Below are 24,001 nucleotides of genomic sequence, written 5' to 3'. Positions count from 1 at the left end.
ACACTACCCTGTTAAGCATCCTTGCGCGCGATGCCGGCGGCGGCGCTGGCGCGGGCCAGGCTTGAGCGCGCGCCAGCCACGGCGCGCAGGCGTTCTTCCAGGTAGGCGCTTACGCGCGGATGCTGGCTGAAGGCGACGTTGAAGCGGATGTGCTGGTCGGGCGTGTCGTTGGCCGAGAACGCGGCGCCGCGCATCAGCAGGATCTTGTTGCGGTAGGCGTCCTGCACCAGCAAGTCCACGTCCAGCCCTGCGGGCATGCTGCCCCACAGGAAAATGCCTGCGTCGCCGGGCTGCTCGAACAGCACGCCGGCCGCGCTCAGTTGCCGCGTGCTGGCGTTGCGCGCCACCATGATCTTGCGTTGCAGCCGCTCCAGGTGCTTGCGCAGGTTGCCGGCCTTGAGCACTTCCAGCAGCACGTATTCGTTCAGCGCAGGCAAAGTCATGATGGAATGGATCTTGGTACGCATCAGCGGCTTGAGCAAGGCGGGCGCCGCGGCCAGGTAGCCCATGCGCAGGGCCGGGCTCAGCGCCTTGCACAGGCTGGAGTAGTAGATCACGCCGTCCAGTCCGGACAGCGATGCCAGCCGCGTGCTGTGGCCCGGCTGGAAATGGCCGTGCACGTCGTCTTCGGCGATCAGGAAGCCATACTGCTGCGCCAGGATCAGCACCTTGTGCAGGTTGGCGGCGCTGCTGCTCCACCCGGTGGGATTGTGCAAGGCCGTCTGCATGAACAGCAGGCGCGGACGGTGCGCGCGGCAGGCCGCTTCCAGCTCGCCCAGGTCGAGGCCATCGGGACGGCGCTGAATCGGCACCAGGCGCACGCCATCCTGGCGCAGCCGGCCGAACATCAGGAAGTATCCGGGGTCTTCCACCAGCACCGTATCGCCGGGCTGCAGGAAGGTGCGGCAGATCAGGTCGATGGCATGGGTGCCGCCGAACGTGGTGAGGATGTGGCCGGCGTCCGCGGCGATGCCGATGCCGCGCAGCAGCAGCGCGATCTGCTCGCGCAGTTCGGCCAGCCCTTGCGGCGGGCAGCGCGAAGCCATGCCGGCCGCGCTGCGCGCCAGGCCGCGTTGCACGGCGGTCGCCGGCAGCGCGTCCTGCAGCCAGGTGGGCGGCAAGGCGCCGCTGCTGGCCAGCAGCACGCCCGGCCGCTGGTCGTTCACTTGCTGGCTCAGCCAGACCGGCTCCTGCTCCTGTCCCGCTTCCAGCGCCACCTCGTCGGGAATGGCGCGGCTGGCGTCAGCCGGCGCGCAGACGAAGAAGCCCGTCGTGCCGTGCGTATCGATGACGCCGGCGGCCACCAGCCTGTCATACGCCACCACCACGGTGTTGGTGCTGACCGCGAGCTGCGTGGCAAGCTGGCGGATCGACGGCAGCCTGGTCCCGCCAGGCAGGACCCGTTGCGCGATCTGCTGGCGCAAGGCGGCCTCGATCTGTTTAAAGAGGGCGATAGGCGAAGAGCGGTCGATGGCGAACATGGTGCCAGTCTAGCGTAAAAACGTCACGGCGAGGACCAACAGGACGGCCCCCATCGCCAGATTGAAGATGCGCTGGTTGCGGGGAGCTTTCAGCACGCTGCGGATCGAGACGCCGAACAGCGCCCACATGGCGTTGCACGGCGTGCCCACGACGGTGCCGGTCACGGACACCAGCAGCGCGCTGGCGAGCATGTTGCCCTGCGCCGGCATGAAGACCGAGGCCATGGTGATCGCCTTGAGCCAGCTCTTCGGGTTCAGCGCCTGAAACAGCGCCGCCTGCGCAAACGACACGGCCTTCGGCGCGCTGCTTCCCGCCACCGAGGCGCCGGCCAGCTTCCAGGCCAGGAACATCAGGTACAGCGCGCCCGCGATCCGCAGCAGCTGCTGCGCCATCGGGTACGCGACGAACACGCTGCCCAGTCCCACGCACATGAGCATGGTCTGCACGAAGATGCCGGCCTGGATGCCGAGGATGACCGGCAGCGCGCCGCGATAACCGAAATTGGCGCCGGTGGTGGCCAGCATGACGTTGTTGGGCCCGGGCGTGGCGGACATCACAAAGCAATAACTCATCAGGGGCAGAAGTTCGGTCATGGCAGGCAGTCGCAGCGTGGAGAAGGCCCCAGTCTAGAAGCGCGGCACGGCAGCGACAAGACACAAGGCGGCGCGTACACGCACATGCTGTATCAGCCGGACGACTGCTACAGCGGAGAAACCGGAGCCCCGTATTTCAGACATCCTGGCCAAGCCAGGCAGACGTGGACACCGTGTCCGTCAGCCCGGGGAACTGATGCGCTTGTCCAGCGGCCTCGCATTGAGCGCATCGGCGGCCCGGTCCACGAATTGCCTGACGTCTCCCACCTCGGCAAACAAGCCGGCATAGGCCGCCCGTATCAGCACCGTGCACTGCTCGAATTTCGCCAGTTGCGACAAGCCTTCATCGGTGGGCATCAATAGCCGTCGCCGGGCATCATGGTCGTCGTTCCGATACCGGATGAGGCCCAGGCGTAGCAGCTTTGGTATCTTTTGCATGACCAGCTGGTGCGAATGTCCGAGTTCGCGCGCCAGATCCGAGGCGGAGGCCGAGCCGAGCGTTGCCAGAACAGTCATCAGCGAACAGGAGCGAACCGGGATGACGATCCCCATCGTATCGAAGACCGTCTTGGATTGCTCGGCGATCAGGACGCTCAGCCGTTCGACGGCGCGGCCGAGGAACACCGCGTCATCGATCTCGGCCGGGTGAAGTGTCTCTTTAGTCAAGGCGCTTGTACCTCTGGATGCTGCCATCCTTGTTCACGCGTTCCAGCTCCGTCACTTTCCCGCTTGAAACATTCAAGCGGTATCGAAAATCTGACACGCCTTCCACCGCGAACAGGTTGGGGCCGATCGGCTCAAGCGCGACCCGAAGCCGTTCGCGCCAGAGATAATAGAGCGTGCCATTGTCCAGAATGATCTGGCGGCCTTCATATTTTCCGGCCGCTTTCGCCAGCATCCGGGCATCGGCGTGCGGGCGCTCGATCGCTGCCGTCAAGCTGGGGAGCAGCCAGGCCAGTTCGGTTCGCCTGGCCTCATCGTTCTTCGCCAGATTTTCAAGCGCCAGCTTGTGCGCCAGCGGCAGCGCGCGAATCGAGGGGCTGGCGATATCGGGTTGCACGCCGGTTCCTTCGAAATCGCCATGGTCCACGGGATCCTGGATCTGACCGATCGGCACTTGCACGAAAAAATCGTCGTTGAGCGGCTTGCGCGCGACCGGATGCGCACCGCCGGCGGTCCGCTCCCCGATCAGGGTTGCGCGCCCGAGCTTCTTCATCGCATAGGAAAACCATTCTGCGGAGGAAAACGACGTGGAGCCGGTCAGGATATAGACGGGCTTGTCCACCATGCGCTTGCCCGGCAAGCCCGGCAGCACCCATTGCCCGCGCTGGATACGCTTGCCATCCTCATTATAATAATAGTCGAAGAGCAGCTGGTCTTTCTCGCTGGAAAAGAAATAGCTCGCCAGGAATTGCGCCATTTCCAGATGTCCGCCATTGTTATAGCGCAAATCGATGATAACGGCATCCGTATTGCCGACGAAACGCATAACGGACGCGGCCGTATCATAGGCAAGCTCGGGATCGGCAAAATAGCTGAACCGTATATAACCGATATTTCCCTTCAGGCGGGCGACCTCGTCGAAACCGAAATTGGTTTCCTCCAGCCTGCGCGATTCTTCTTTTCGTATACTGGCCTTGAGCGCCGGATCGGCCTTCGCCTTGAATTCGGCGATCCACTTCGCGTCGGCACCGACGAAAAAATGCAGGTCGCCGCTGACTTTGACGAGATCGTCGGTCAGCTTGCCCGCAAACTCAGCCTTCGTGGCCGCCGCGTCATAGTCTCCCTTTTTCAGACGCTCCTGAAGCACCGGCGCAATTTTTCTTGCGATGTCCGGAAACGGGTAGTTCGCATTCAGGGCGCTATCGAGGGAGGCGATGACCGCGCCCTTTTCGTCTCGCGAGATGCCCGGTGCCTCGGCAAAAGCGCTTGATGCGCAGACGATGGACAGTGCCGACAGCGTTTGAAGCAGACATAAGTGATAGCGCATTCTAATGTTCCCCCCCACGGTGAAAGCCGATCATACAATATATTGCGCAATATGTTGTATAAAATATGCGAGGTGCGCCCGGGGCAGGCTGGTGTTCGTCAAGCTCTGCTTCCGGCGGCTTGTGTCCATTGCTGCCGCCCGCAGTTAAGTTGACAGTGAAATTTGCTGTAACTTTGCTTCGATCTGATTCAACGCATTGAGCTTTTCTTCGCGATGAGACCAGTTCCCGGCGGCCAGCGCCCGGGCTCTTTGCTGCCCAATACAGTCCAATGCCAGTTGTCGCGCCTGCTGGTCGCATGCCGCTCTTAGCTTGATATCGGCAAATGCGAGAGCAATCGACGCTTCGCAGCGCACATCATCGTCCATGGCGTTGATGTCGGAGTATCCCCACTGCCTTGCCAGTTTCTCAAGGAATCGAATTGGCATGACATCCTTGTGCGTCTTGCGCCAATCGCGATAGCTCTCCAGAAGATCGGCTCCAGTATCATTGCCGTTCGGCGAGAAATCATCCGCGCAGCTCCAAAAAAATGGATCATCGAGAATTTCGCGTGCTTTGGGATGAAAGTCCTCCCAATCAATTCCCAACGCCTCCCAGGGTGACATTGCATCACGCCGGGCTTGTGCTGCTGCCTCCAGCCCCGATGCAAGGAGTTGCAGAGCTTCGCCCGAATGCGGGACGCGTTTCTTGGCGGCTTCACAGTGGTCTAGAAATCGCTCCAGGCTGAAATCATCGGTGCGCTTCAATCGCGTTCGCAATAGCCCGAGTGCATGGATGACTTCATCAACACCTGCCTTAAAAAGTGGCAAAGACAATGTTGGAGAGCGCGTCCAGTCCCGACCTTCCATCAATTCGCTGGCGATATCGATCTCGACCTTGCCCTTTGCTCTTCGATAAGTGATCTTGGGTAGCGTTGAGCGGAAACTATTGTGCGTCTCCAGGAGCGATTCCAAGGTCTTCTTTGCCGGACCAGAGTCTCCAAAGTGAAGCGTGACTGCAATTTCCTTAATCGCGTCGCCAAAACTGCCACCTCCCGCCAGAAGAAAATCCCCAATCGGAGACAACGTCGTGTGACCGCCGTAGCAATTATAGGATTTAGCGCTTACATGGAAATCCATTCGATGGTGCCTTTCATGCAAAATTCCAACCTTTCTGAATGTCGATACAGCTGAAAACTGCACAAACTAATGCCGGGCCGTATCATGCGGCCGCTTGTTCCCTGGGGCGGATGATCATGCAGGTGGCCGTCGCGTGCGCGTAGACTTTACCCGCTTCGTCGCGGATCGTGCCTTCGGAAATGACCAGGTTGCGTCCCGCATTGATGACTTTGCCTTCCGCAAAGACCGTCACGTTGAAGGGCAGGGGACGGCACATCTTGATGTTCAGGTCCGTCGTGCCATAGCTTTCGCCGGCCGGCAAGACAGTGTGCGTGGCGCAGCCCGTGACCGTGTCGAGCACGGTGGCAGCGAAACCGCCATGCACGCCGCCCATGGGATTCGTGTGGTTTTCATTCGCCGTGGCCGTGAAGATCACGCGGCCGTGCTCGATCGTATGCGCATCCATGGGCATGGTCTTGGAAATGCCGGGCCGGGGGAACAGGCCTTGCGCGAAAGCTTGCATCAGTTGCAAGCCGGTCATGTCGTTGGGGTGCATGGTAACTCCTGTGGTGGGTGGGGATCGGTCAGACGTCCTGCGCAAAACGCAGGCGCGAGGCGTGCAGCAGGAAGCGGGCGACGATGGCCAGTTCTTCCTCGCTGAAACCCGCTTTCAGTTGTTCATTCAGGCTGTCGAGCAGGGGCAGGGCGGCGGCCAGCACCTCGCCGCCCCTGGCCGACATGTGCAGGGTGCCGGCGCGCGCATCAAGCGCCGACTGGCCGCGCACGATCAGGCCGTTTTCTTCCATGCGCGCCACCAGGCCCGTGACGGCCGAGTTTTTCAGCTGCAGCGCCCGCCCCAGATCCTTCAATTGGCAGCCTTCTTCGCCCTTCAGGGCAAACAGGGCGACCACTTGCGTGCCGGAAAATCCCAGTTCGCTGCTAAACACGGCATCGGCCGAGCGAAATAAGTTCTGGCGCGCCAGGTTGAGCAGATTGAACAGGCGCGGCGAACGCTCGCCCAGCGGGCAGGCAGTTGCTGTATCGGGGAGGTCGGATTGGGGGGAGGTATTGGTACGCATGCGGAGTATACTACTACGTATGCGTAATAAATCAAGCGACTATTTTAATCGCGCTGATGGCGCCCCACGTAGCGTGCGCGCGGACGGATCAGGGCCGCGCTGTCCGCTTGCTCGGCGGCATGCGCGATCCAGCCTGCCGAGCGGGCCAGCGCAAACACCACCATGCCCGCGCCCTCGGGCCAGCCGAACGCCAGTTCCATCGCGGCCAGCGCCAGGTCGGCATTCGGGCGCGCATCGAGCAACTGGCCCGCCGCCGCGCAAACGGCCAGGATGGCGGCCAGTTCCGGTTTCTCGTGCGCCATTCTCGACAGGATTTCCAGCAGATACGCTGCGCGCGGGTCGCCGCCTGGATACAGCGGGTGGCCAAATCCGGCGAATTCCGGCGCGACGGTCTTGTAACAGGCGACGATGGCGGCCCCGGCGTCTGGTGCGGCCAGCGCCTGCGTCAACATGCGCCGGGCCGCCGCGCTGCCGCCGCCGTGCTTGTCGCCGGACAAGGCCGCCAGCCCGGCCATCAGCGCGGCGGGCAGGCTGGCGCCCGTCGAGGCGACGCAGCGCACGGCAAAGGTCGATGCATTCAATTCATGGTCGGCCAGCAATATCAGCGCGGCGCGGATCAATTCTGTTTGCTCCGCGTCGGCTTGCCACGCCCGGGCCAGCTGCAGGTGCAGCGGCAAGGCGGACGGCGCCGTCCGGAGCAAGGCGGCGGCCAGGATGCGCATCAGGGCGGGGCCGGATGGCAGCGAGTGTGCCATGTCCGCTGTCGCCAGCATGGCCAGGGCGAGCATGGCGCGCGCCAGCGGCGGCCCGTCCGGCGCGCCGGCCAGCCCTGGCGGCAGGGCAGGCGCGTCCTGCTGAAAATAGTCGCTCGCGTTGTCGTCCCACAGCAGGCCGGCGGCAGCCTCCAGCGTTGCGGATTCGGCCAATGCCGTCGCATCGCAGCCCCGGTACAGCAACCGTCCATCGAGAATATGGGAAATCCGCGTCTCCAGCACGGGCAAGCCCCAGTTTATGGCCGCCATGGCCGTCTGGCCACCGCGTTTGGCATCGTTCTTGCGCGCCGCCAGGCGCAGCACGTCTTCCCGCGGATAGCGCTTGCGGCGCGATGCCCCATTGCTGACGGAAGCGAGCAAACCCCGGCTCACGTAGGAATACAGGGTGGGCAGGCTGACGTTCAAGAGGCGCGCAGCCTCGGCAGCGGACAGATCGTTGTTCATGGCGGCCATTGTAGCGGCTGTCGCTTTATATTGATTGATGGAATCAAGATTGACGGGCCGGGCGGCGCGTCACTAGACTCATGCCTTTCCAGGAGTCTCCATGAGCATATTTACCATTCGCACCCTGCGCCCCGGCGATGCCGCGCCCTTGTTGGCTTTCGAGCAAGCCAACCGGGCCTGGTTCGAGCGCCATATCGACCGGCGCCCCGATGATTTTTACAGCCTCGACGGCATTCATGCCCACGTCGCACAATTTCTGGACGAGCACGCACAGGGCCGCATGCATCCCTGCGTCATCGTGGCTGAACACGGACGATTGATCGGGCGCGCCAACCTCAAGGACATTGACCGGGAACAACGCGTAGCCGAAGTCGGCTACCGCATCGGCGAGCAGCAGGCGGGCAAGGGCCTGGCAACGGCCGCGCTGCGCCATCTGATTGATCTGGCGCAAGACGAATGGCGGCTGGCCAGTCTGTGTGCCTACGCCATCGACGGCAATGCGGCGTCGATCCGCGTGCTGGAGCGCTGCGGTTTCGTGCAGGGAATGGCCGTGCCCGATATCGCCATGGTGGAAGGCAATGTTGTCGATGGCCATGCCTATGCGCTGGATTTGCGGGCGGCTGGGGTAGACTCTATCCTGTGAGAAATAAACAATTATCAGAGATGAATCAGGAAAGCCTCAAACGTCCAGCACGCATCGTCGTCATCGGCGCCGGCATCGTCGGCGCGTCGCTCGCCTACCACCTGGCCAGCAAGGGCGCACAAGTCACCGTGGTCGAGGCGGGCGGCGTCGCGTCCGGCGTGACGGGCACCTCGTTTGCGTGGATTAACGCGTCCTGCGCGGGGCAGGACCCCATCGCGGCCCTGCGCGGCGGCGCCATCGCGGCCTGGCGCCAACTGGAAACGCAGGTGCCGGGCCTGACGGTGCGCTGGCACGGCGCCTTGTCGTATGGCACGCAGGATGGGCGCGTGTCTTCGTCATCCATCGTGCTGGACCGCTCGCGCATCGCCCGGCTTGAACCACGTCTGCGGCAGCCGCCGGAACAAGCGCTGTACGAGCCGGAGCAGGGCGCGCTCGACGCCGTTGCCGCCACGCACGCCTTGCTGGCAGCGGCCCAGGCGCTCGGCGCGACGGTCCGCACGCACACGCCAGTGCTGGGTTTTACCGCCAGGGACGCGCAGGTGACGGGCGTGGAGACGGCCGCGGGCCGCATCGGGGCCGATATGGTCGTGCTGGCGGCAGGCACGGGCACTGCCCAACTGGCCGCGCAACTGGGCGCCAGCCTGCCGATTCACGCCTCGCCCGCCATCTTCCTGCGCTACCAGGCGCCGCCCGGCCTCGTGCGCGCGATTATTTCCAATCACGCAATGGAAGTGCGGCAAGCCGAGGACGGGACCATGCTGGCAGCGGAAGATTACCTGGACGACGCGCCGGAAAACCAGCCGGCCGCCATCGCGCTACGCACGGCCAGCGCGATCCGGGACGAACTGGAGGGGGCGGAGGCCATCGCGCCGGCATTCGCCGGCATCGGCCTGCGCCCCATGCCGCTTGACGGCGTGCCCGTCATCGGCTACCTGCCGCAGGTGGGCGGCGTGTACGTGTGCGCCATGCATCCGGGCGTCGTGCTGGCGGCCATCGTGGGTCAGCTGGCCAGCGGGGAAATCGTCGATGGCCAGCCGGCTACGGCCCTGGAGGCTTGCCGGCCCGCGCGTTTCCTGGCGTGCTGATTCCTACGGCACTGGCACCACGAACACGGGCAAGATGAACGGCACTTGCTCATCGCCGTCCTCCGACGGGGCCTGCATATAGTGCTCGTTGCGCCAGTCCCCGTTCACCACGCGTTCGGCGATCAGAGATAAATCCTGCGTTTCCTGCAGCGCGCAACGAAACGGCAGCCGGCCATGCGAGCGCGACACCAGGCTGAACCGCAACTGGCGGCATTGCGCATCGTGCCAGCAATAGAACAGCATGTCGTCGCCCTGGAGCGCGCTGCGGCGGGCCGCGATCACCTGGCCGATGAAGGCAACGATATCGGCCGCATGAATCTGCGGCGTTTCCTCGTCCGTGGGCGAAAAGCTCCACATATTGGTTCGGGCTTCGTAATTGATATCGTCGGGATCAATTTCCACGGGATCGTCTTTTGCCATGGCGAGCCAGCTGCTTACGACGGTTGAGTGCATCATGTAACGCTTTCAGTGCTTATCAATATTTTTTATTTACGCATCACCGGCTTGATTATGTCGGCGCATCCATTCATCCGCGACATCGCCCATGTTTTTGACGGCGCCATCGCCGATCCAGGCCATGAATTCACGGTCAAGCTTGAACTTTGGCCCGCACTGGGCAAGCAGGAAGCGCCTGACGTTTTGGGTGTTCCTGTAGTTGGCGTCAATGACCGTGTGCCGGGTGATGGTACTGCCATGCCAATCGAAATCCATGCTGCAATCCTTCCTGACATATGAAGCCTGGGTAGAGAACGACCTGCAGGTGAGCTTGCTCTTGAACTCAGGCCTTGGAAATACATCAATGCTCAGTTCAGCCTCATCCGACTGCAGATTCCGCATATACTATTCTAAAACCATGATGCTGAGATTGTAGTTTAATACATAATCCTTGATGAAAATTCTCCTGAGTCAAGTCATTCACAATGCAATACAAGTCAAATCCTGGTGGCCGAACGATCAATGTCAGTTGATAACTTAGAATTTCTTCATTTTTCTCGGAATAATATGTCTTCATTGCTGTGTTTTTTACATATACTCCGGATTTTCTCAAGGCCTCATTAATCAGATATATTATATTGTCATCGAGCGTCACATCTAAATTGTCATGGCCATTATATTCGCATAGTATTGACATTGGAAATTCCACCGCAATTTCAACTTCTCTTGCATAGTCGCAGCTTATCTTCATGATTTCATGCCTTGCTGGTAATTTGATTTTAAATGAGATATCAATCGTTCGAATGAAGTTCTACAATTCAAAGGCTGGCGCCGACTTTCCATGCCAGCATCTTGGTCGAGCTTTCGCCGCCGGCGTCGTCAAGCTCCGCCATGGCCACTAATCACCCCCGCGGCCCATCCGCCAGCAACTCCGCCAGCCTGTTCGTCAACCACAAACTCGTCTCGCTGAGCTTTTTCCCATGTATCGACAGCCGCCGCACCGGCAGCCTGGATAAAGCCAGCGCAGGGCAGGGCACTTCCTGCAAATACCCCTTGTAATTGTCGTAATTGGCGATGTTCAGGGGCAGAATCGCCCAGCCCAGCTCGTCGGCGACCATTTCCGCGATGCTGTAAAAACTGTCGGAGAACCAGACGGCGGGGCTGAACGCGTGTTCGCGGTTCAGCTCGGAATCCATGATCAGCTGGCGGTAGCGGGTCAGCTCGTTGCGGCTCACTTCCTGGCCGTGCGCCATCGGATGGCCTTTGGCCACGAACACGCCTTGCGCCACGCTGCCGATGTGCTGCTGTTCCAGCACGGGAGAAATCGTCCCGCGGTCAAAATGAAAAGCCACGTCGGCTTGCTGCTGCTCCACGTATTGCGCCACTTCGGACGCCGTGGCGTTGAGCATCACCAGTTCCAGCGCCGGATAGCGCGCCGCCAGCTCTTTTACCAAAGTGCCGATGGCCAGGTAGGGCAGGGCTTCGTCCAGCGCCAGGGTCAGCTGGGCTTCGGGCGCCTCGCTCAGCAGCTGGGCGCGCAGCTGCAAGCGCTCGGCCTGGCGCAGCAGTTCGCACGCTTCCAGATGCATTACCTTGCCCGCTTCCGTCAGCACGGCACTGCGGCGCGAGCGGTCGAACAGTTCCACGCCGAATTCCGCCTCCAGCAAGCCGATCGAGGTGCTGACCACCGATTGCGCGCGGCCCAGCCGGCGCGCCGCGCCCGAGAAAGAACCGGCCGCGACAGCCGCTTCAAAGTAACGCATTTGTTCCAAAGTCCATTGCATGGCATCCACCTATCTGTTTTACAGATGGATTTTAACTTGAATGCCATTCAGGGGCGACATAAAATGCTTTTACTAATTCAATAACACGAGATCCGCCATGAAAAACGCCCAAGTCCATACCCCCGCCATCAGCTTCAGCTGGTGTCACGACGCCAGCGCCGAAGATGCGCTGTGCAAGCTCTACCTTGATAACGTCAGCGCCGACTATATCTCCCATTCGGAACTGCAGGGCGAACGCGCCGACGCGCCCGGCAACTGGCGCGCGGACTTGCCTGAAGTCATACGCGGCGAAATCCGCGCCGCCCTGTCGCACGACTGGACGCATGGCGATTCGACCCTGCTGGCCGTCGCCACCGCAGGCGACGCCATCGTCGGCATGGCTTTGGTTTCCATCGATACGCGCCAGCGCGCCTCGAAATCGTTCGCCGCGCTGGACGACCTGGTCTTGCTGCCTTCCGTGCGCGGCAGCGGCATCGGCAGCTTGCTGGTGGAGTGGGTGGCCGATGAGCTGCGCAGCCACGGCATCGCCCGTTTGTTCCTCGAATGCGGCGCGCATAACCTGACGGCGCAACAATTCTTCCAGGGCCGCGGCTTCAAGCAAGTGTCCGTCGTCATGCTGCGCGAACTCGACGCAACTACAGCGAATGCCGCCGTGGATGACAAGGATGGCGACCGTGGCTGACGCCCGCCGCCCCCGACAAGCCCAGGCCCGTGGCAGCCTGGAACGTAAATATTTGCGCAGCACCAAATTTATCCAAACCGATAGTTGTTAAAAGTTACACTAAAATACATGAGTTGTTTATGCATCCAATGAAAAAATGGCTGACGCTGGCCATCGTCTCCAGCGCCCTGTTCCTGATCGTGGTCGACATGACCGTGCTCTACACCGCCTTGCCCGCGCTGACGCGCGACTTGCAGGCCACTTCCTCGCAAAAACTGTGGATCATCAACGTCTACGCGCTGGTCGTCTCCGGTCTGTTGCCCGGCCTCGGCACCCTCGGTGACCGTTTGAGCCACAAACCCGTTTTCCTTGCCGGCCTGGCCGTGTTCGGCGTCGCCTCGCTGTGCGCCGCGTTTTCGCCTGCCGCGGAATGGCTGATCTTTGCCCGCGTGCTGCTGGCCGTCGGCGCCGCCTTGATGATGCCGGCCACCTTGTCCATCATCCGCCTGACGTTTACCGATAACCGCGAGCGCTCGTTCGCCATCGGCGTGTGGGCGGCGATTGCCTCCGGCGGCGCCGCGTTCGGCCCCGTGCTCGGTGGTTTCCTGATGGAACATTACTGGTGGGGTTCCGTCTTCCTGATCAACGTGCCCATCGTGCTGCTGACCCTGGTGCTGGCCGCCGTCGTCCTGCCGAAACGGGCCGGTAACCGCGACAAGCCGTGGGACTTGAAGGGCTCGCTGCAAATCATGATGGGTCTGCTTGGCGGCGTGTATGCGATCAAGGAGCTGGGCAAGCCGCAGCCGTCGTATGCGCTGGCCGCCTTTGCTTTCGCCGTGGGCGCCTTCTTCATGCTCAAATTTGTGCGCCGCCAGAAGCGGCAAGCCAGGCCGCTGATCGACTTCGCCCTGTTCCGCGAACTGCCGTTTTCCAGCGCCGTGGCCGCCGCCATGGTAGCGTCCGCCGCCCTGATCGGCATGGAACTGGCGCTGAGCCAGCACATGCAACTGGTGCGGGAATTGTCGCCGCTGGAAGCGGGCTTGCTGCTGTTGCCGCTGCCGCTGGCGTCCGTGTTTGCCGGTCCGCTGACGGGTTTCATGCTGCCGCGCGCCGACAAGGCCAAGGTCCTGTGGGGTTCGCTGCTGCTGTCCGGCATCGGCATGGCGTCGTATCTGCTGCTGCATGACGCCGCCGTCTCGGCGCAAGTGGCCAGCCTGGTGATCCTGGGCCTGGGCCTGGGCGCCGTCATGACGGCCGCATCGAGCGCCGTGATGCTCAACGTTGCTCCCCAGCAAGCCGGCATGGCTGCCTCGATCGAGGAAGTGTCATACGAGCTGGGCGCCGTGATCGGCGTGACGGTGCTGGGCACCATCATGTCGGCCGTCTACAGCGCCACCCTGGTGATCCCGGAAAGCGCGGGCCTGTTGCCGAACGCCCATGACACCCTCGACGCGGCGCTGCTGGCCGCCGAGCAATTGCCGGCCGAACTGCGCTTGCAAGTGTCGGAACTGGCCCGCTCGGCCTTCGACAAGGCATTTATTGTCGTGCTGGCCACGGCTTCCGCCATCCTGATGGCCGCTGCTGCCACCATCCGCCACCTGCATCTGCGGGCACGCCGCGCGGTTTAAGTGCTCAACGACTGAGCAGCGGCGCCACCTGGCCGCGCAAGACCGTCCATTGGGCGTCCAGCACGGCCTGGTTGGGATCGTGCCCGGCGCGTTTTACCACCGTAAAACCCTTGGCCGGCGCCGTGATGCTGTCGAAGTAGGTGCGCGCAATGGCGGGCGAAGTCAGCAGATCCGCTTCGCCCATGATGAAGAACACGGGCAAGTCGAAGTGCGTGCCCAGCGCGGGCAGGTCGACCTTGGCAAACATGCCGTCGCCGCGCATGCCGATGAACTGGATGTACGAGTAATCATCGGCCGCCTCGGCATCGGCCAGCGCTTGCGGCGTGGCATAGAACGGCGCCGGCTGCCACCAGTGCTTCGGCGGCGCATCCGTTGCCAATCCCTCATATTTGCGGTCGAAGCGGCGCAGGATGCCGAAGTTGCGCGGATCGGTCCATGGCGGCGCACCGAGCGCCGTCAGTTTATTCACCGTGGCGCTATCGCCGGCTGCTTGCGCCAGCGCAAGCACTTCCCGGTACATGCCGCTCTCGTTGTCGCGCGCATTGACCACTTGCGCCGTGCCGATGTACGCGTGGAACAGGTCCGGCTGCGCCTTGGCCATGTGCACGCCCAGGATCGATCCCCAGGAACTGCCCATCAAAATGACTTTATCCTTGCCCAGGTGCTGCTGCAGATAGCGGGCCACGGCGATGCCGTCGTCGCGCATCTGTTCCACCGTCAAGGGCACATCGTCCGTTGGCCGCTGTTTCGCATACGTCATGCCCGCGCCGCGCTGGTCCCACTGCACCAGCGTGTAATTCTGTTGCCAGCCCGCATAGATGGCGTCCGCAAACGGACTCAAGGCATTGCCGGGGCCGCCATGGATGAAGAGGATCACGGGATTGCCGCAGGCGGCGCCCGTGACGGTGATCCATTGCCCGATGCCATTGATGGGCACATAGCCCTGTTCGCGCACGGCTTGCGCAGGCGAGGCGCAGATGGACGGCGAGGCGGGCGCCGCCTGCGCCGTGCCGATACAAGTTAACAACAGCAATGCCAGGCCTGTGATGCGCATATCGTCCTCTTCTATATAGTGTGGGGGAACTACAGCGTGCAATCCTGTGCCTGCTTGCCGGCAATAAAGCGGGCGCTGGCTTGTTCGAAACAGGCGGGCGCCGTCCACAGGATGAAATGCGGGGCGTTGTGCACGGTGGACAGCGACACCTTGCCCGCCTTGCGCTGCGTCAAGGCCTGCACTTGCGCCTGCGCACCCGCGTATGGCGTCTTCGGGTCCAGCGTTCCCTGCAGCACCAAAGTTGGCGGCACTTTCGCCGGCAGGGCGCCGAAATAGGCATCGCGCGGGTAGGTGGGCAAGCCGCCGCCCAGCAGGATGCGGGGCAGGGGACTGGTCAACAGCAAGTCCGCCTCTTCACGGTCGAGGTCGGCGGCCGTCCAGTTCGGGCGCAAGGACGGCTGCAGATTGTTTTCCGAATTGCTGATGATGCTGACCAGCGGAATCGACAGCGGCGACTGGGGATAGCTGCCCAGGCCGGCCGCCGCCTGCGTCAGGGTGGCGCGCACGGACGCCAGCTCCCCATCCTTGCCCTGGTCCAGGTCGCGCAGCAGATACGGGATGCGGGCGCGGGCGGCCGGCACGTCGAGCATGCCGCCGAGGAAGTTTTTCAGGCTCTTGCCGGGAATCTGCGCCAGCAGGGCGGGATCGGCTTGCGTCTTGTCCAGCACGCGGCGGTACAAGGCTTCGGCCGGCTCGCCCAATGCCGCATGGCAAGCCGCATCCGCATCGCAGCGGGCCAGCACCTGCATGCCGACCTGGTTGACCACGTGCGAGCGCTGGCTCAAGTCCCAGCGCGCATCCGCTTGCGGCGGCACCAGCGAATCAAAAATGACGCCCTGGACGGGCAGCGGCCCCAGCTGCAAGGTGCGCAAGACCAGCTGCGTACCATACGACACACTGTATACATACACGGGCGGCTGCTTGTGCTTGCTCCGTTCCCCCTCGATCAAGGCTTTCAAGTCGCGCGCGGCCGTGGTGATGGAAAATTGCGCCGCGTACTCGGGCATCAGATTGATGCCCTTGAAGCAGCTGGCCCATTCGGCACCTAGCAGCGCGCGGCCGGCTGGGCTTTGTTCCGACTCTTCCACCTTGCACAGGCGCGACGAATGGCCCGTGCCGCGGTGGTCGGGAATCAGGAATTCAAAGCCGGGAAAACTGCGGCGCAGGGTGGGCAGCAGGCTGTAGAACGAGGCGCCCGATTCGCCGGGGCCGCCCGCCACCAGCCACAGCGTGCCCTTGGCGGGCTTGCCGGCAGGCACATCGGCGGCAAACTTGCGCACGAAGACGTGCATGGCATCCGCCTCGCCGACGGCGCGGCCCTGGGCATCGTAGCTGCCAGGCACGTTCAAGCCCGAGCACAGGCTGCCGGGCATGGCCGTATCGGAGCAGGGCGTGAAAAACATCGGTTCGGCGTGCAGCGAAGCTCCTGCCAGCAGCGTGGCCAGCAGGGTCAGGCGGGGCAGTAAGGTCATCGGCTACTTTGGCGAAGGTGGAGATCAGCCGCCAAAGTAGCGTTTTTTATAGCAATTGTCCAGATGGAAATATTTCTGACAGGATTTAGTTGCTCTTGCTGCCACGCAACAAGCGCAGTCCATTCGCCACCACCAGCAGGCTGGCGCCCACGTCGGCGAACACGGCCATCCACAAGGTCGCCGTGCCGGCCAGGGCCAGGCCAAAGAACACGGCCTTGATGCCGATGGCAAAGCTGATGTTTTGCACGAGGATGCTGCGCGTGCGCTGGCTCAGGCTGATGAATTCAGGCATTTTCCCCAGTTCATCGTCCATCAGGGCCACGTCCGCCGTTTCGATGGCCGTGTCGCTGCCGGCCGCGCCCATGGCAAAGCCGATGTCGGCCTGCGCCAGCGCCGGGGCGTCGTTGACGCCGTCGCCCAGCATGGCGACCACGCCGAACTGCTGCTGCAAGGCCTTGATTTCATCGAGCTTGTTTTCTGGCAGCAATTCCGCCTTGACCAGGCTGACACCGACTTCATCGCCGATGCGCTGCGCCGTCAGCAAATTGTCTCCCGTCAACATCACGGTGGTCACGCCCAGCGCATTCAGGCGGGCAATGGCGGACGCTGCCGTCGGACGCAGCACGTCGGCCACGGCGATCACGCCCAGCGCTCCGGCCGGGTTGGCCAGCACCATGGCCGTGTACGCTTGCTGTTCGAGCCGCGCCAAAATCGCTTGCAGTGCCGGCGTCAAGAGCTTCAATTCCGTCATCAGGCGCGCATTGCCCAAGTAATATGTCTGGCCATCGATATTGCCTTGCACGCCGCGTCCATGCAGGGCGGCAAACTGGGTGACGGGCAAGTGGCTGCCGGCGGGCGGACCCGCCTTGACGATGGCGGCGGCCAGCGGATGGGCCGAATTGGCGTCCAGGCTGGCGGCCAGCAGCAGGATGGCGTCGCGGTCGCTGCCTTCCAGGGCCACCACGTCCGTGACGGCAGGCTTGCCCATGGTCAAGGTGCCCGTCTTGTCGACGGCGATGGCCTTGATCCGATAACCTGTTTCCAGGAATTGCCCGCCTTTCACTAAAATGCCGCGCCGCGCGGCCGCCGTCAGGCCGCTGACGACCGTGACGGGCGTGGAAATGACGAGCGCGCACGGACAGGCGATCACCAGCATGACCAAGGCCTTGTAGATCCAGGCCATGAAGGGCTGGCCCAGCAGCAAAGGCGGCAGCACGGCCACGAGGATGGCGAACACGACCACGGCGGGCGTGTAGTAGCGGGCGAAATTGTCGACAAAGCGCTGCGTGGGCGCCTGTTTGCCCTGCGTTTCCTCGATCACCTTGACGATCTTCGCCAGGGTGCTGTTGCCGCTGTTGGCCGTCACGGTGACGTCGAGCAAGCCCCGTTCATTGATGGTACCCGCATACACGACGTCGCCCACGGCCTTGTCCACCGGCATGCTTTCACCGGTGATCGGCGCCTGGTTGACGGACGACTCGCCGCTTTGCACGATGCCGTCGAGGGCGATGCGCTCGCCCGGCTTGACGCGCATCACCGTGCCGATGGCCACCGTGGCGACGTTCACCTGGCTCCAGGCGCCGCTGGCGTCGGCAACGGTCGCCGTGTCGGGCGCCAGCTGCATCAGGCTTTGCACGGCATTGCGCGCGCGGTTCAGCGACAAGCCTTCGATCAACTCGGCGATGGCGAACAGGAAGATGACCATGGCCGCTTCCGGCCACTGGCCGATGGCGATGGCGCCGAAGACCGCCAGGCTCATCAGGAAATTGATGTTCAGGGTGAACGTTTTCAGCGCGATCCAGCCCTTTTTCAGGGTCGGCCAGCCGCCCGTGGCGATCGACAGCAGGGCCAGGGCGATGACGAGGGGCGAACTGTCTGCGTGCGTGGTCCACGCCAGCGCCTCGGCGCCGGCGGCAGCCAGGCCGGAGACCACCAGCAAGCCCTTTTGCATGCCGGACAGATTGCCTTCGTTCGGGTCGCGCGCGACGGCAGCGTCCGCTTCCATGGGAATCGCCTGCATGCCGATGCCGTGCAGGGCCGCTTCCACCGTGGCCAGCGAGGCCAGGGTGTGATGCACGTCGAGCACGCGGTTCATCAGGTTGAAATCGAGGCCCACGACGCCCGCCATATTGGCCAGCTTGTTGCGGATCAAGCGTTCTTCCGTGGGGCAATCCATGTTGGCGATACGGTATTTGGCCGTGTTGGCGCCCGCGATGGGAGCGCTGGGCAGGGCTGGCGCGGCCGCAGGCGTGGACGAGCACGCATGCTGGCTGGAACAGCAGCTGGCCGCCTTGGGTGCAGGTGCATGCTCATGCTTATGGTCGTGCTCGTGGGTATGATCGTGGCTATCGTGCGGCATCGCATTCGTCCTTCCGGTTTCGTGTATGCTTCCATTAGAAACCCTGTAGCCGCTACAGGGTCAAGCGGAATTTGCAAGAAAGAATGAAAAGGGGATGCCATGCGTATCGGAGAACTGGCCAAACGGACAGATTGTGACGTGGAAACCGTGCGTTACTATGAAAAGGCGGGCTTGCTGCAGGAACCGGGGCGCAACAGCGCCGGCTACCGCGAATACCGCGAAGAACACCAGGAACGGCTGCAATTCATCCGCCATTGCCGCTCCTTGCAGATCGGCTTGACCGATATCCGCGCCTTGCTGGAATTTAAGAACAATCCCGCCGAAGGCTGCCAGAGCGTCAACGAATTACTCGACCACCATATCCTGCGCATCGCCGAGCAGATGGCGAATTTGCAAACCCTGCAGCAGCAACTGGTGACCCTGCGCCACCAGTGCGACCAGCCCCAGCCGTCGCAAGACTGCGCGATTTTGCAAAACCTGTCCGAGGCGGCCAGCGGCCACGACTGCGCCTGCCATACCGAACTTCATTGAACCGATTGCTGCATGCTGAAACTGTTACCTAAAAAAACTTTACTGACTTTATCCCTGCTGTCGCCGCTTTGCCATGCGGCCGATGTTCCTGCCGCCGCCGGCCATTACCTGACCCTGTACGCCGCACCCGGCGTGCCGCAAGACGATGATCCCTATACCTGGAGCACGGTGGGCGGCAAGCAACTGACGAAAGGCGTGACCAAGGCGGACGGCCGCGCCTATCTCAAAGGGGAAGAGGGCGAAGAAAACTATATCTTGAAAACCGTCAGCATGCGCTGGCAGCTGAAGGTGCCGGCCCGGTGCTGGCAGGGCTCGCCCGAGGCTTTCCTGGACTGCGTCAAGCTGGCCAAGACCACCAGCCGCTATGACGAGGAGCAAGAGGCGCTCAAGCTGGCGGAACAGCAGAAAGAATTGAAAATGCAGGCCAGAATCGCCGCCTATGCGGTGGAAGCCCAGGCCAACGACGATGCACTGGCCTGGCTGGGCCGCTTGCCTTCGAGCTGGACCCTGGAAGGCTATGGCAAGCGCCTGCTGGGCATCGGCGACAAGATCTCCAGGTACATCGCCGACGAAGTGCCGCAGGACGGGCCCGACGCGCGCCAGTTCGTCTGCCGCGCGCCGGCCTTCTATGGCCCCGTGCCGGACCAGGCAGCCGTCGAGGCCTGGCTGGGATCGCCTGATGAAGTGGGCAAGGTACGCACCGGCCCCGCCTGGGATGCGCTGGTGGCGGCAGGCGAAAAGGGCAACTGGATGGCCCGTCTGGAACTGTATTACGCCTTGTCCGGCGCCAATGTCAGCGAACTGAGCCTACTGGAACAGTACCGCATCGTGCAATTGATGGAATGGCTGCACAAGAAGAAGATTAGCGGCCTGTACAGTTATTTCATCGGCGCCATGCCGGTCGCTCCCGGCAGCAACTACAGTGCCGTCTGGCGCAGGCGGGATCAGGTTTTCCTGTATTCCGCGCAACTCGGTGATTACCATCAACAATTCCGCATGGGCAATGTTTTGCGGCGGGAAACCGACCCCGCGCTGGTCGAGACAGGCAAGGCCATGCAAGCCTGTTCCCGGGCCGCCATGCCGCACCGGCGCTAACGCGGCAGCAGCGGCGGGCCACCGTCGCCCAGGCGGAAGGCGTCGACCACGCGCAATAGATCATGCGCCTGGTCCTGCATGCTTTGCGCGGCGGCCGCCGATTGCTCGACGAGGGCGGCATTGCGCTGGGTCAATTCATCCATTTCCGTGATGGCATTGTTGACTTCCTCGATGCCCTTGCTCTGGCGCTGGCTGGCCGCCGTGATGTCGTTCATGATTTCCGTCACCTGCTGCACGGAGGCGACAATATCTCCCATGGTGCGCCCGGCGCTGTCGGCCAGCTCGCTGCCTGTTTCTATCCTGGCAACGGAATCCTCGATCAGTTGCTTGATTTCGCGCGCCGCCGTGGCCGAGCGCTGCGCCAGGCCCCGCACTTCCGTGGCGACGACGGCAAAGCCGCGTCCCTGTTCGCCCGCGCGCGCCGCCTCCACGGCCGCGTTCAGGGCGAGGATATTCGTCTGAAACGCGATGCCGTCGATGACGGCGATGATGTCGACGATGCGCCCGGAGCTGGCCTTGATCGAGCCCATCGTCTCGACCACCTGGCCCACGACGCGCCCGCCTTCCAGCGCCACGTTCGAGGTCGACAGCACCATCTGGTTGGCCTGGTGCGCATGGCTGGCGTTTTCCTTCACGGTATCGGTCAGGGCATGCATGGATGAGGCTGTTTCCTGCAAGGAATGGGCTTGCGACTCGGTGCGGGCCGACAAGTCCGCATTGCCGAGCGCGATTTCGCTCGCTTCCACCGTGATGGTGGAGCCGGCCTGGCGTATGTCGCCCAATAAGGTGTTCCAGTTTTTCAGCACGGTGGCCAGGGCGCGCGACAGCTTGCCCACCTCGTCGTTGCCCTGCGCCTCGATGCGCATGGTCAGGTCGCCGGCGGCCAGCGACTCGGCAGCGCGGCAGGCTTCATCGATGGGGCGCACGACGGAACGGGCCACCCAGGTGGCGATCAGGGCCAGCAAGGCAAAGCCGATGGCCATGGTGCCCAGCGACAGCCAGCCCGCGCGCTGGCCCGCATTTTTTGTCTCCTGCAGCGCGTCGACGGTGCGGTGGTCGAGATTCTGCAGCACCTGGCGCAGCTGGCCCCGCACTTGCTGGTAGTGCGTGGCGGCATTTTGCATCGCCGCCACGCCCGTATTCGGGTCCATCGACGCCAGGTCCAGCGCCTGCGCCACGCTGGCGCGGTAGCGCTCAAGGCCTGGCAGGGCCTGGGCCGCTTCCGTGGCGGCGCCCGAGAATTTCTGCAGTTCCTTCAATCCTTGCGCAATGGCATTGAGCTGGCCATCCGTTTGCGTGCCGAATTGCTTGAACTGTTCGTCCGACAGGCTGGCGGCGATGGCGATCTTTGCAAACGCATCGGCATGCACCTGGCCCAGGGCAATAGCTTGTTGGTTGGCAAGCCGCTCGGCCGTCAGGGTGACGTCTTTCAGGTCGCGCATGCGGCTTTCGTTTTGCTGCATGGCGAAGTAGGACAAGGCCCCCATGGCCAGCAGGCAAGCCAGCGCAACCACCGGGACGATCAACATCTTCTGTGCGATTTTCATCGGAACCCATATCGTCAAGAGAGCGGAAAACCATCCCGGCGCTGGCGGCGCGGCGGCTGGCTACAGGTAAATGCCGCCGCAGACGACGGTGTCGGCCAGTTTTTCGCAGTACATGGCCTTCGGTTCGATCTTCTTGTTTTCCGGATTCGTGAATTTGTATTCCTGCCAGAACGTGCCCTTGCTCTTGGCCAGGTCGACTCTTTCCTTGACGAAGGCCTTGCCGTCGATATCCTTGAGTTCGATCAAGTTCTTGCCCACCATTTTCGGGTTGGCGCCATGCGCGACGACCGTGCCGTCGAGTTTATACACGACCAGGTACAGGTCGTGCAGGATGAATTGCGGCGCCTTGGCCGTGATCTCGCCATATGCCTTGGCGTCGCCGGCGCTCTTGATGTAGGACACGCCTTTCTTGACCATGGCTTCGGCGTCGGCGCGCGTGGCGCCGCCTTCGGCAGCGCTGGCCGTGCTGGCGGCAACGATAAGGGCCAGGCAAAGGGCGGGGGTGAACTTGGGCATGAGTGTCTCCTTCAAATTGCGGCAAAGGGATGCCGGCGGGGAACCGGCGCGGTGGGGGAGTGCCGACGGTTCATGGTAGCGCGATGCCAGCGGGCATGCGCTGGTGCAACAAATTTTTTTTCAGTGGGGCGTTTTCGCAACATCGCGTGCACGTTGCCGAAACGGATCTTTCATAGGGGAAAGGCCACTACGGGCTATCGATACGCTAGTGTGGCATCCGCACCGCGCTACCAGGTGGATTGGTCTTCCGCCGCCGCGCGCGCCAGGTCGTCGCGCCAGTCCTGCTGCACCAGCCGGTAGATATCGGCAAAAAAGGCGCGCGGATCGGCCATTTCATCCCACATGGCGGGCAGGGCGTGCGTGCTTTCGGGGTCGTGCTCGAGGATGGCCTGGAAATCGTAGGCGGGGTCTTGCAGCGCCTGCGCCAGCACGGCCACCAGCGCGTGGCGGTGGCGGTAGCTCAGTTCCTTGTATTGCGAGGTGATGTCGCGCCGTATCAGGGCCGCGCGCTGGACCGGGTCGTTCATGTCCCAGGTGTCCAGCTCCACACCCATGGTTTCTTCGCGGTCATACACGTCGAAAGGGCCGAGAAAATGGTGGAGCGTGGGAAGATAGGGAGCGTCGCTCCAGGGGCCTCGCAGCATGGGAGTCTTTCGTTCGATTGCTAAATGTTTACGCGCATTCGGGCAAGGTCCAGCCTTCGTCGCCCATGTCCGTCGGGTAGATGGCGCGGGTCTGGTTCTGGCCCCAGCGCGCATGGTCGAGAATGCCGTCTTCATGCATGTCCAGCACCCATTCGGTGCTTTCCAGCAAGGTGCCATCCTTGTGATAGACGCGGAAGAAGGTGGAAGTGCTGAGGGCGCGCACGATGTTCTGCGGCACGCCGTCGCCATAGTGGGGCACATAGGTCTTGATCACGCACGTGCCCTGGTCATTCCATTCCTGGGCATACACGGTGGCATTGCGCGCCGCGCTCACCTTGATGAATAGCCAGGCTGCCAGCAAAATGGCGAACAGGAGGGCGGCGGCGATCAGGCCGGTTTTCTTGAGTAGCTGCATGTGGTCATGGCGGAGCCAGAAACTGAGTTGCCGCATTGTATGTCAAGTGCGGAAATACTTGCCGTACAGCACGTACGGCAAGCATTTATCCGTTTATTGCCGGGTATGGCCGTCTATTTCGCCAGGGACGCGTGCAGCGCGTTGGCCATTTCCAGATGATGTTGCAACGCTGGCAATGTTTTCGCGGCAAAGGCCTTGATGTCGGGATCGCTGGCCTTCTGGCTGGCGTCCGTGAACAGCTTCACGGCTTCCTTGTGCGCCGCCACCCCGATGCTGGCCGCATATTCCTTGTCGAACTGCGCGCCTTCCAGGCGGCCCAGCTTGTCGAGCTGCGCCTGGTGCTTCTTGCCGGGCTGGTCGCTGACCTCGATCTGCTTGCTGCTGGCCAGCTGTTTCAGCTCGTCCGCCACTTTCGTGTGATCCGTGACCATGGCATCGGCGAATTTCTTCACTTCCGCATTGCTGCTTTTACTTTGCGCCACTTTGCTGGCGGCAATTTCCGTGCTGCCCGCGTCGGCCGCCTTGCTGAGGAATTGCTTGTCGTACGCACCGGGCGCGGCGGCGGCGATGCTGTTGATGGCGATGCCGCTCAGCAGCGCCACGGCAGCGCCGATGGCGACGCTTTTCAGCGAGGGCGCGCGGGAACTGGTGGTCGAAATGCGCATGGGAACTCCTT

General features: G+C 62.6%; 26 protein-coding genes. 6 read left to right on the top strand and 20 right to left on the bottom strand.

The window, feature by feature from the left end:
• Positions 1–11 precede the first annotated feature (11 nt).
• The 8 genes from IGS61_RS01655 to IGS61_RS01620 form a co-directional block, all read right to left on the bottom strand.
• On the bottom strand, positions 12–1,481 hold the full coding sequence (locus IGS61_RS01655) for an aminotransferase-like domain-containing protein (RefSeq protein WP_230537925.1): 1,470 nt from the start codon (positions 1,479–1,481) through the stop codon (positions 12–14).
• Between the two features lie 9 nt (positions 1,482–1,490).
• Positions 1,491–2,075: a LysE family translocator gene (locus tag IGS61_RS01650; protein ID WP_230537923.1), complete on the bottom strand. Its 585-nt coding sequence runs from the start codon at positions 2,073–2,075 to the stop codon at positions 1,491–1,493.
• A 180-nt stretch (positions 2,076–2,255) separates the two neighbouring features.
• Positions 2,256–2,741: a MarR family winged helix-turn-helix transcriptional regulator gene (locus IGS61_RS01645; RefSeq protein WP_230537915.1), complete on the bottom strand. Its 486-nt coding sequence runs from the start codon at positions 2,739–2,741 to the stop codon at positions 2,256–2,258.
• Complete coding sequence (locus IGS61_RS01640; RefSeq protein WP_230537914.1) at positions 2,734–4,065, bottom strand: S41 family peptidase; 1,332 nt, start codon at positions 4,063–4,065, stop codon at positions 2,734–2,736. The genes IGS61_RS01645 and IGS61_RS01640 overlap by 8 nt, the downstream gene beginning before the upstream one ends.
• 144 nt (positions 4,066–4,209) lie before the next feature.
• Positions 4,210–5,181 (bottom strand): hypothetical protein, encoded by a 972-nt coding sequence (locus IGS61_RS01635; protein WP_230537912.1) that lies wholly within the window; start codon positions 5,179–5,181, stop codon positions 4,210–4,212.
• 82 nt (positions 5,182–5,263) lie between these two features.
• Positions 5,264–5,716 carry a PaaI family thioesterase gene (locus tag IGS61_RS01630; protein WP_070288367.1) on the bottom strand — a complete coding sequence of 151 codons (453 nt, stop codon included), beginning with the start codon at positions 5,714–5,716 and terminating at the stop codon, positions 5,264–5,266.
• A 28-nt stretch (positions 5,717–5,744) separates the two neighbouring features.
• Complete coding sequence (locus IGS61_RS01625; protein ID WP_230537903.1) at positions 5,745–6,239, bottom strand: MarR family winged helix-turn-helix transcriptional regulator; 495 nt, start codon at positions 6,237–6,239, stop codon at positions 5,745–5,747.
• A 44-nt stretch (positions 6,240–6,283) separates the two neighbouring features.
• Positions 6,284–7,456 (bottom strand): citrate synthase family protein, encoded by a 1,173-nt coding sequence (locus IGS61_RS01620; RefSeq protein WP_230537897.1) that lies wholly within the window; start codon positions 7,454–7,456, stop codon positions 6,284–6,286.
• A 100-nt stretch (positions 7,457–7,556) separates the two neighbouring features.
• On the opposite strand from IGS61_RS01620, the gene IGS61_RS01615 reads away from it, so the two are divergent.
• Together IGS61_RS01615 and IGS61_RS01610 are read left to right on the top strand one after the other, a co-directional pair.
• Complete coding sequence (locus tag IGS61_RS01615) at positions 7,557–8,099, top strand: GNAT family N-acetyltransferase (protein ID WP_230537895.1); 543 nt, start codon at positions 7,557–7,559, stop codon at positions 8,097–8,099.
• 20 nt (positions 8,100–8,119) lie between these two features.
• The gene (locus tag IGS61_RS01610; protein WP_230537893.1) at positions 8,120–9,184 is read left to right on the top strand and encodes an NAD(P)/FAD-dependent oxidoreductase; all 1,065 of its coding nucleotides are present in this window, start codon (positions 8,120–8,122) and stop codon (positions 9,182–9,184) included.
• A gap of 3 nt (positions 9,185–9,187) precedes the next feature.
• Here the strand turns inward: IGS61_RS01610 and IGS61_RS01605 are convergent, their stop codons facing one another.
• The 4 genes from IGS61_RS01605 to IGS61_RS01590 form a co-directional block, all read right to left on the bottom strand.
• Positions 9,188–9,640, bottom strand: coding sequence for a hypothetical protein (locus tag IGS61_RS01605; protein WP_230537891.1), 453 nt, complete (start codon positions 9,638–9,640; stop codon positions 9,188–9,190).
• A 33-nt stretch (positions 9,641–9,673) separates the two neighbouring features.
• Complete coding sequence (locus IGS61_RS01600) at positions 9,674–9,895, bottom strand: DUF6434 domain-containing protein (protein WP_230537889.1); 222 nt, start codon at positions 9,893–9,895, stop codon at positions 9,674–9,676.
• A gap of 103 nt (positions 9,896–9,998) precedes the next feature.
• Positions 9,999–10,370: a hypothetical protein gene (locus IGS61_RS01595; protein ID WP_230537885.1), complete on the bottom strand. Its 372-nt coding sequence runs from the start codon at positions 10,368–10,370 to the stop codon at positions 9,999–10,001.
• 151 nt (positions 10,371–10,521) lie between these two features.
• Positions 10,522–11,403 carry a LysR family transcriptional regulator gene (locus IGS61_RS01590; RefSeq protein ID WP_230537883.1) on the bottom strand — a complete coding sequence of 294 codons (882 nt, stop codon included), beginning with the start codon at positions 11,401–11,403 and terminating at the stop codon, positions 10,522–10,524.
• 97 nt (positions 11,404–11,500) lie between these two features.
• On the opposite strand from IGS61_RS01590, the gene IGS61_RS01585 reads away from it, so the two are divergent.
• Positions 11,501–12,085 carry a GNAT family N-acetyltransferase gene (locus IGS61_RS01585; protein WP_230537882.1) on the top strand — a complete coding sequence of 195 codons (585 nt, stop codon included), beginning with the start codon at positions 11,501–11,503 and terminating at the stop codon, positions 12,083–12,085.
• A gap of 128 nt (positions 12,086–12,213) precedes the next feature.
• Positions 12,214–13,692 (top strand): MFS transporter, encoded by a 1,479-nt coding sequence (locus tag IGS61_RS01580; RefSeq protein WP_329958036.1) that lies wholly within the window; start codon positions 12,214–12,216, stop codon positions 13,690–13,692.
• A 4-nt stretch (positions 13,693–13,696) separates the two neighbouring features.
• Here IGS61_RS01580 and IGS61_RS01575 read toward each other — a convergent pair whose 3' ends face one another.
• From IGS61_RS01575 to IGS61_RS01565, 3 genes are all read right to left on the bottom strand, one after another.
• Positions 13,697–14,746 (bottom strand): alpha/beta fold hydrolase, encoded by a 1,050-nt coding sequence (locus IGS61_RS01575; RefSeq protein ID WP_230537877.1) that lies wholly within the window; start codon positions 14,744–14,746, stop codon positions 13,697–13,699.
• Positions 14,747–14,775: 29 nt separating this feature from the next.
• Positions 14,776–16,218 (bottom strand): alpha/beta fold hydrolase, encoded by a 1,443-nt coding sequence (locus IGS61_RS01570; protein ID WP_230537870.1) that lies wholly within the window; start codon positions 16,216–16,218, stop codon positions 14,776–14,778.
• 85 nt (positions 16,219–16,303) lie between these two features.
• Positions 16,304–18,577 carry a heavy metal translocating P-type ATPase gene (locus IGS61_RS01565; protein WP_230537863.1) on the bottom strand — a complete coding sequence of 758 codons (2,274 nt, stop codon included), beginning with the start codon at positions 18,575–18,577 and terminating at the stop codon, positions 16,304–16,306.
• 99 nt (positions 18,578–18,676) lie between these two features.
• Between IGS61_RS01565 and cadR the strand changes: the two genes are divergently transcribed.
• Both cadR and IGS61_RS01555 read left to right on the top strand, forming a co-directional pair.
• Positions 18,677–19,108: a Cd(II)/Pb(II)-responsive transcriptional regulator gene (cadR, locus tag IGS61_RS01560; protein WP_034787498.1), complete on the top strand. Its 432-nt coding sequence runs from the start codon at positions 18,677–18,679 to the stop codon at positions 19,106–19,108.
• 12 nt (positions 19,109–19,120) lie between these two features.
• Positions 19,121–20,203 (top strand): hypothetical protein, encoded by a 1,083-nt coding sequence (locus IGS61_RS01555; RefSeq protein ID WP_230537862.1) that lies wholly within the window; start codon positions 19,121–19,123, stop codon positions 20,201–20,203.
• Here IGS61_RS01555 and IGS61_RS01550 read toward each other — a convergent pair.
• The 5 genes from IGS61_RS01550 to IGS61_RS01530 all read right to left on the bottom strand — a co-directional run bounded on the left by IGS61_RS01550 (position 20,200) and on the right by IGS61_RS01530 (position 23,990).
• Positions 20,200–21,750 (bottom strand): methyl-accepting chemotaxis protein, encoded by a 1,551-nt coding sequence (locus IGS61_RS01550; RefSeq protein ID WP_230537860.1) that lies wholly within the window; start codon positions 21,748–21,750, stop codon positions 20,200–20,202. The two genes, IGS61_RS01555 and IGS61_RS01550, sit on opposite strands and share 4 nt — an antisense overlap.
• Before the next feature lie 60 nt (positions 21,751–21,810).
• Positions 21,811–22,266 (bottom strand): cache domain-containing protein, encoded by a 456-nt coding sequence (locus tag IGS61_RS01545; RefSeq protein ID WP_230537857.1) that lies wholly within the window; start codon positions 22,264–22,266, stop codon positions 21,811–21,813.
• A gap of 227 nt (positions 22,267–22,493) precedes the next feature.
• Positions 22,494–22,910, bottom strand: coding sequence for a hypothetical protein (locus IGS61_RS01540; protein WP_230537843.1), 417 nt, complete (start codon positions 22,908–22,910; stop codon positions 22,494–22,496).
• 28 nt (positions 22,911–22,938) lie between these two features.
• Positions 22,939–23,325 (bottom strand): hypothetical protein, encoded by a 387-nt coding sequence (locus IGS61_RS01535; RefSeq protein WP_230537841.1) that lies wholly within the window; start codon positions 23,323–23,325, stop codon positions 22,939–22,941.
• Between the two features lie 113 nt (positions 23,326–23,438).
• On the bottom strand, positions 23,439–23,990 hold the full coding sequence (locus IGS61_RS01530; protein WP_230537839.1) for a DUF4142 domain-containing protein: 552 nt from the start codon (positions 23,988–23,990) through the stop codon (positions 23,439–23,441).
• Between the last annotated feature and the right edge of the window lie 11 nt (positions 23,991–24,001).

This window comes from Janthinobacterium sp. FW305-129, assembly GCF_020858115.1.
Taxonomy (GTDB): Bacteria; Pseudomonadota; Gammaproteobacteria; order Burkholderiales; family Burkholderiaceae_D; genus Janthinobacterium.
The sequence above is the reverse complement of the archived record's forward strand: the minus strand, read 5'-3'. Positions and strand labels throughout refer to the sequence as shown.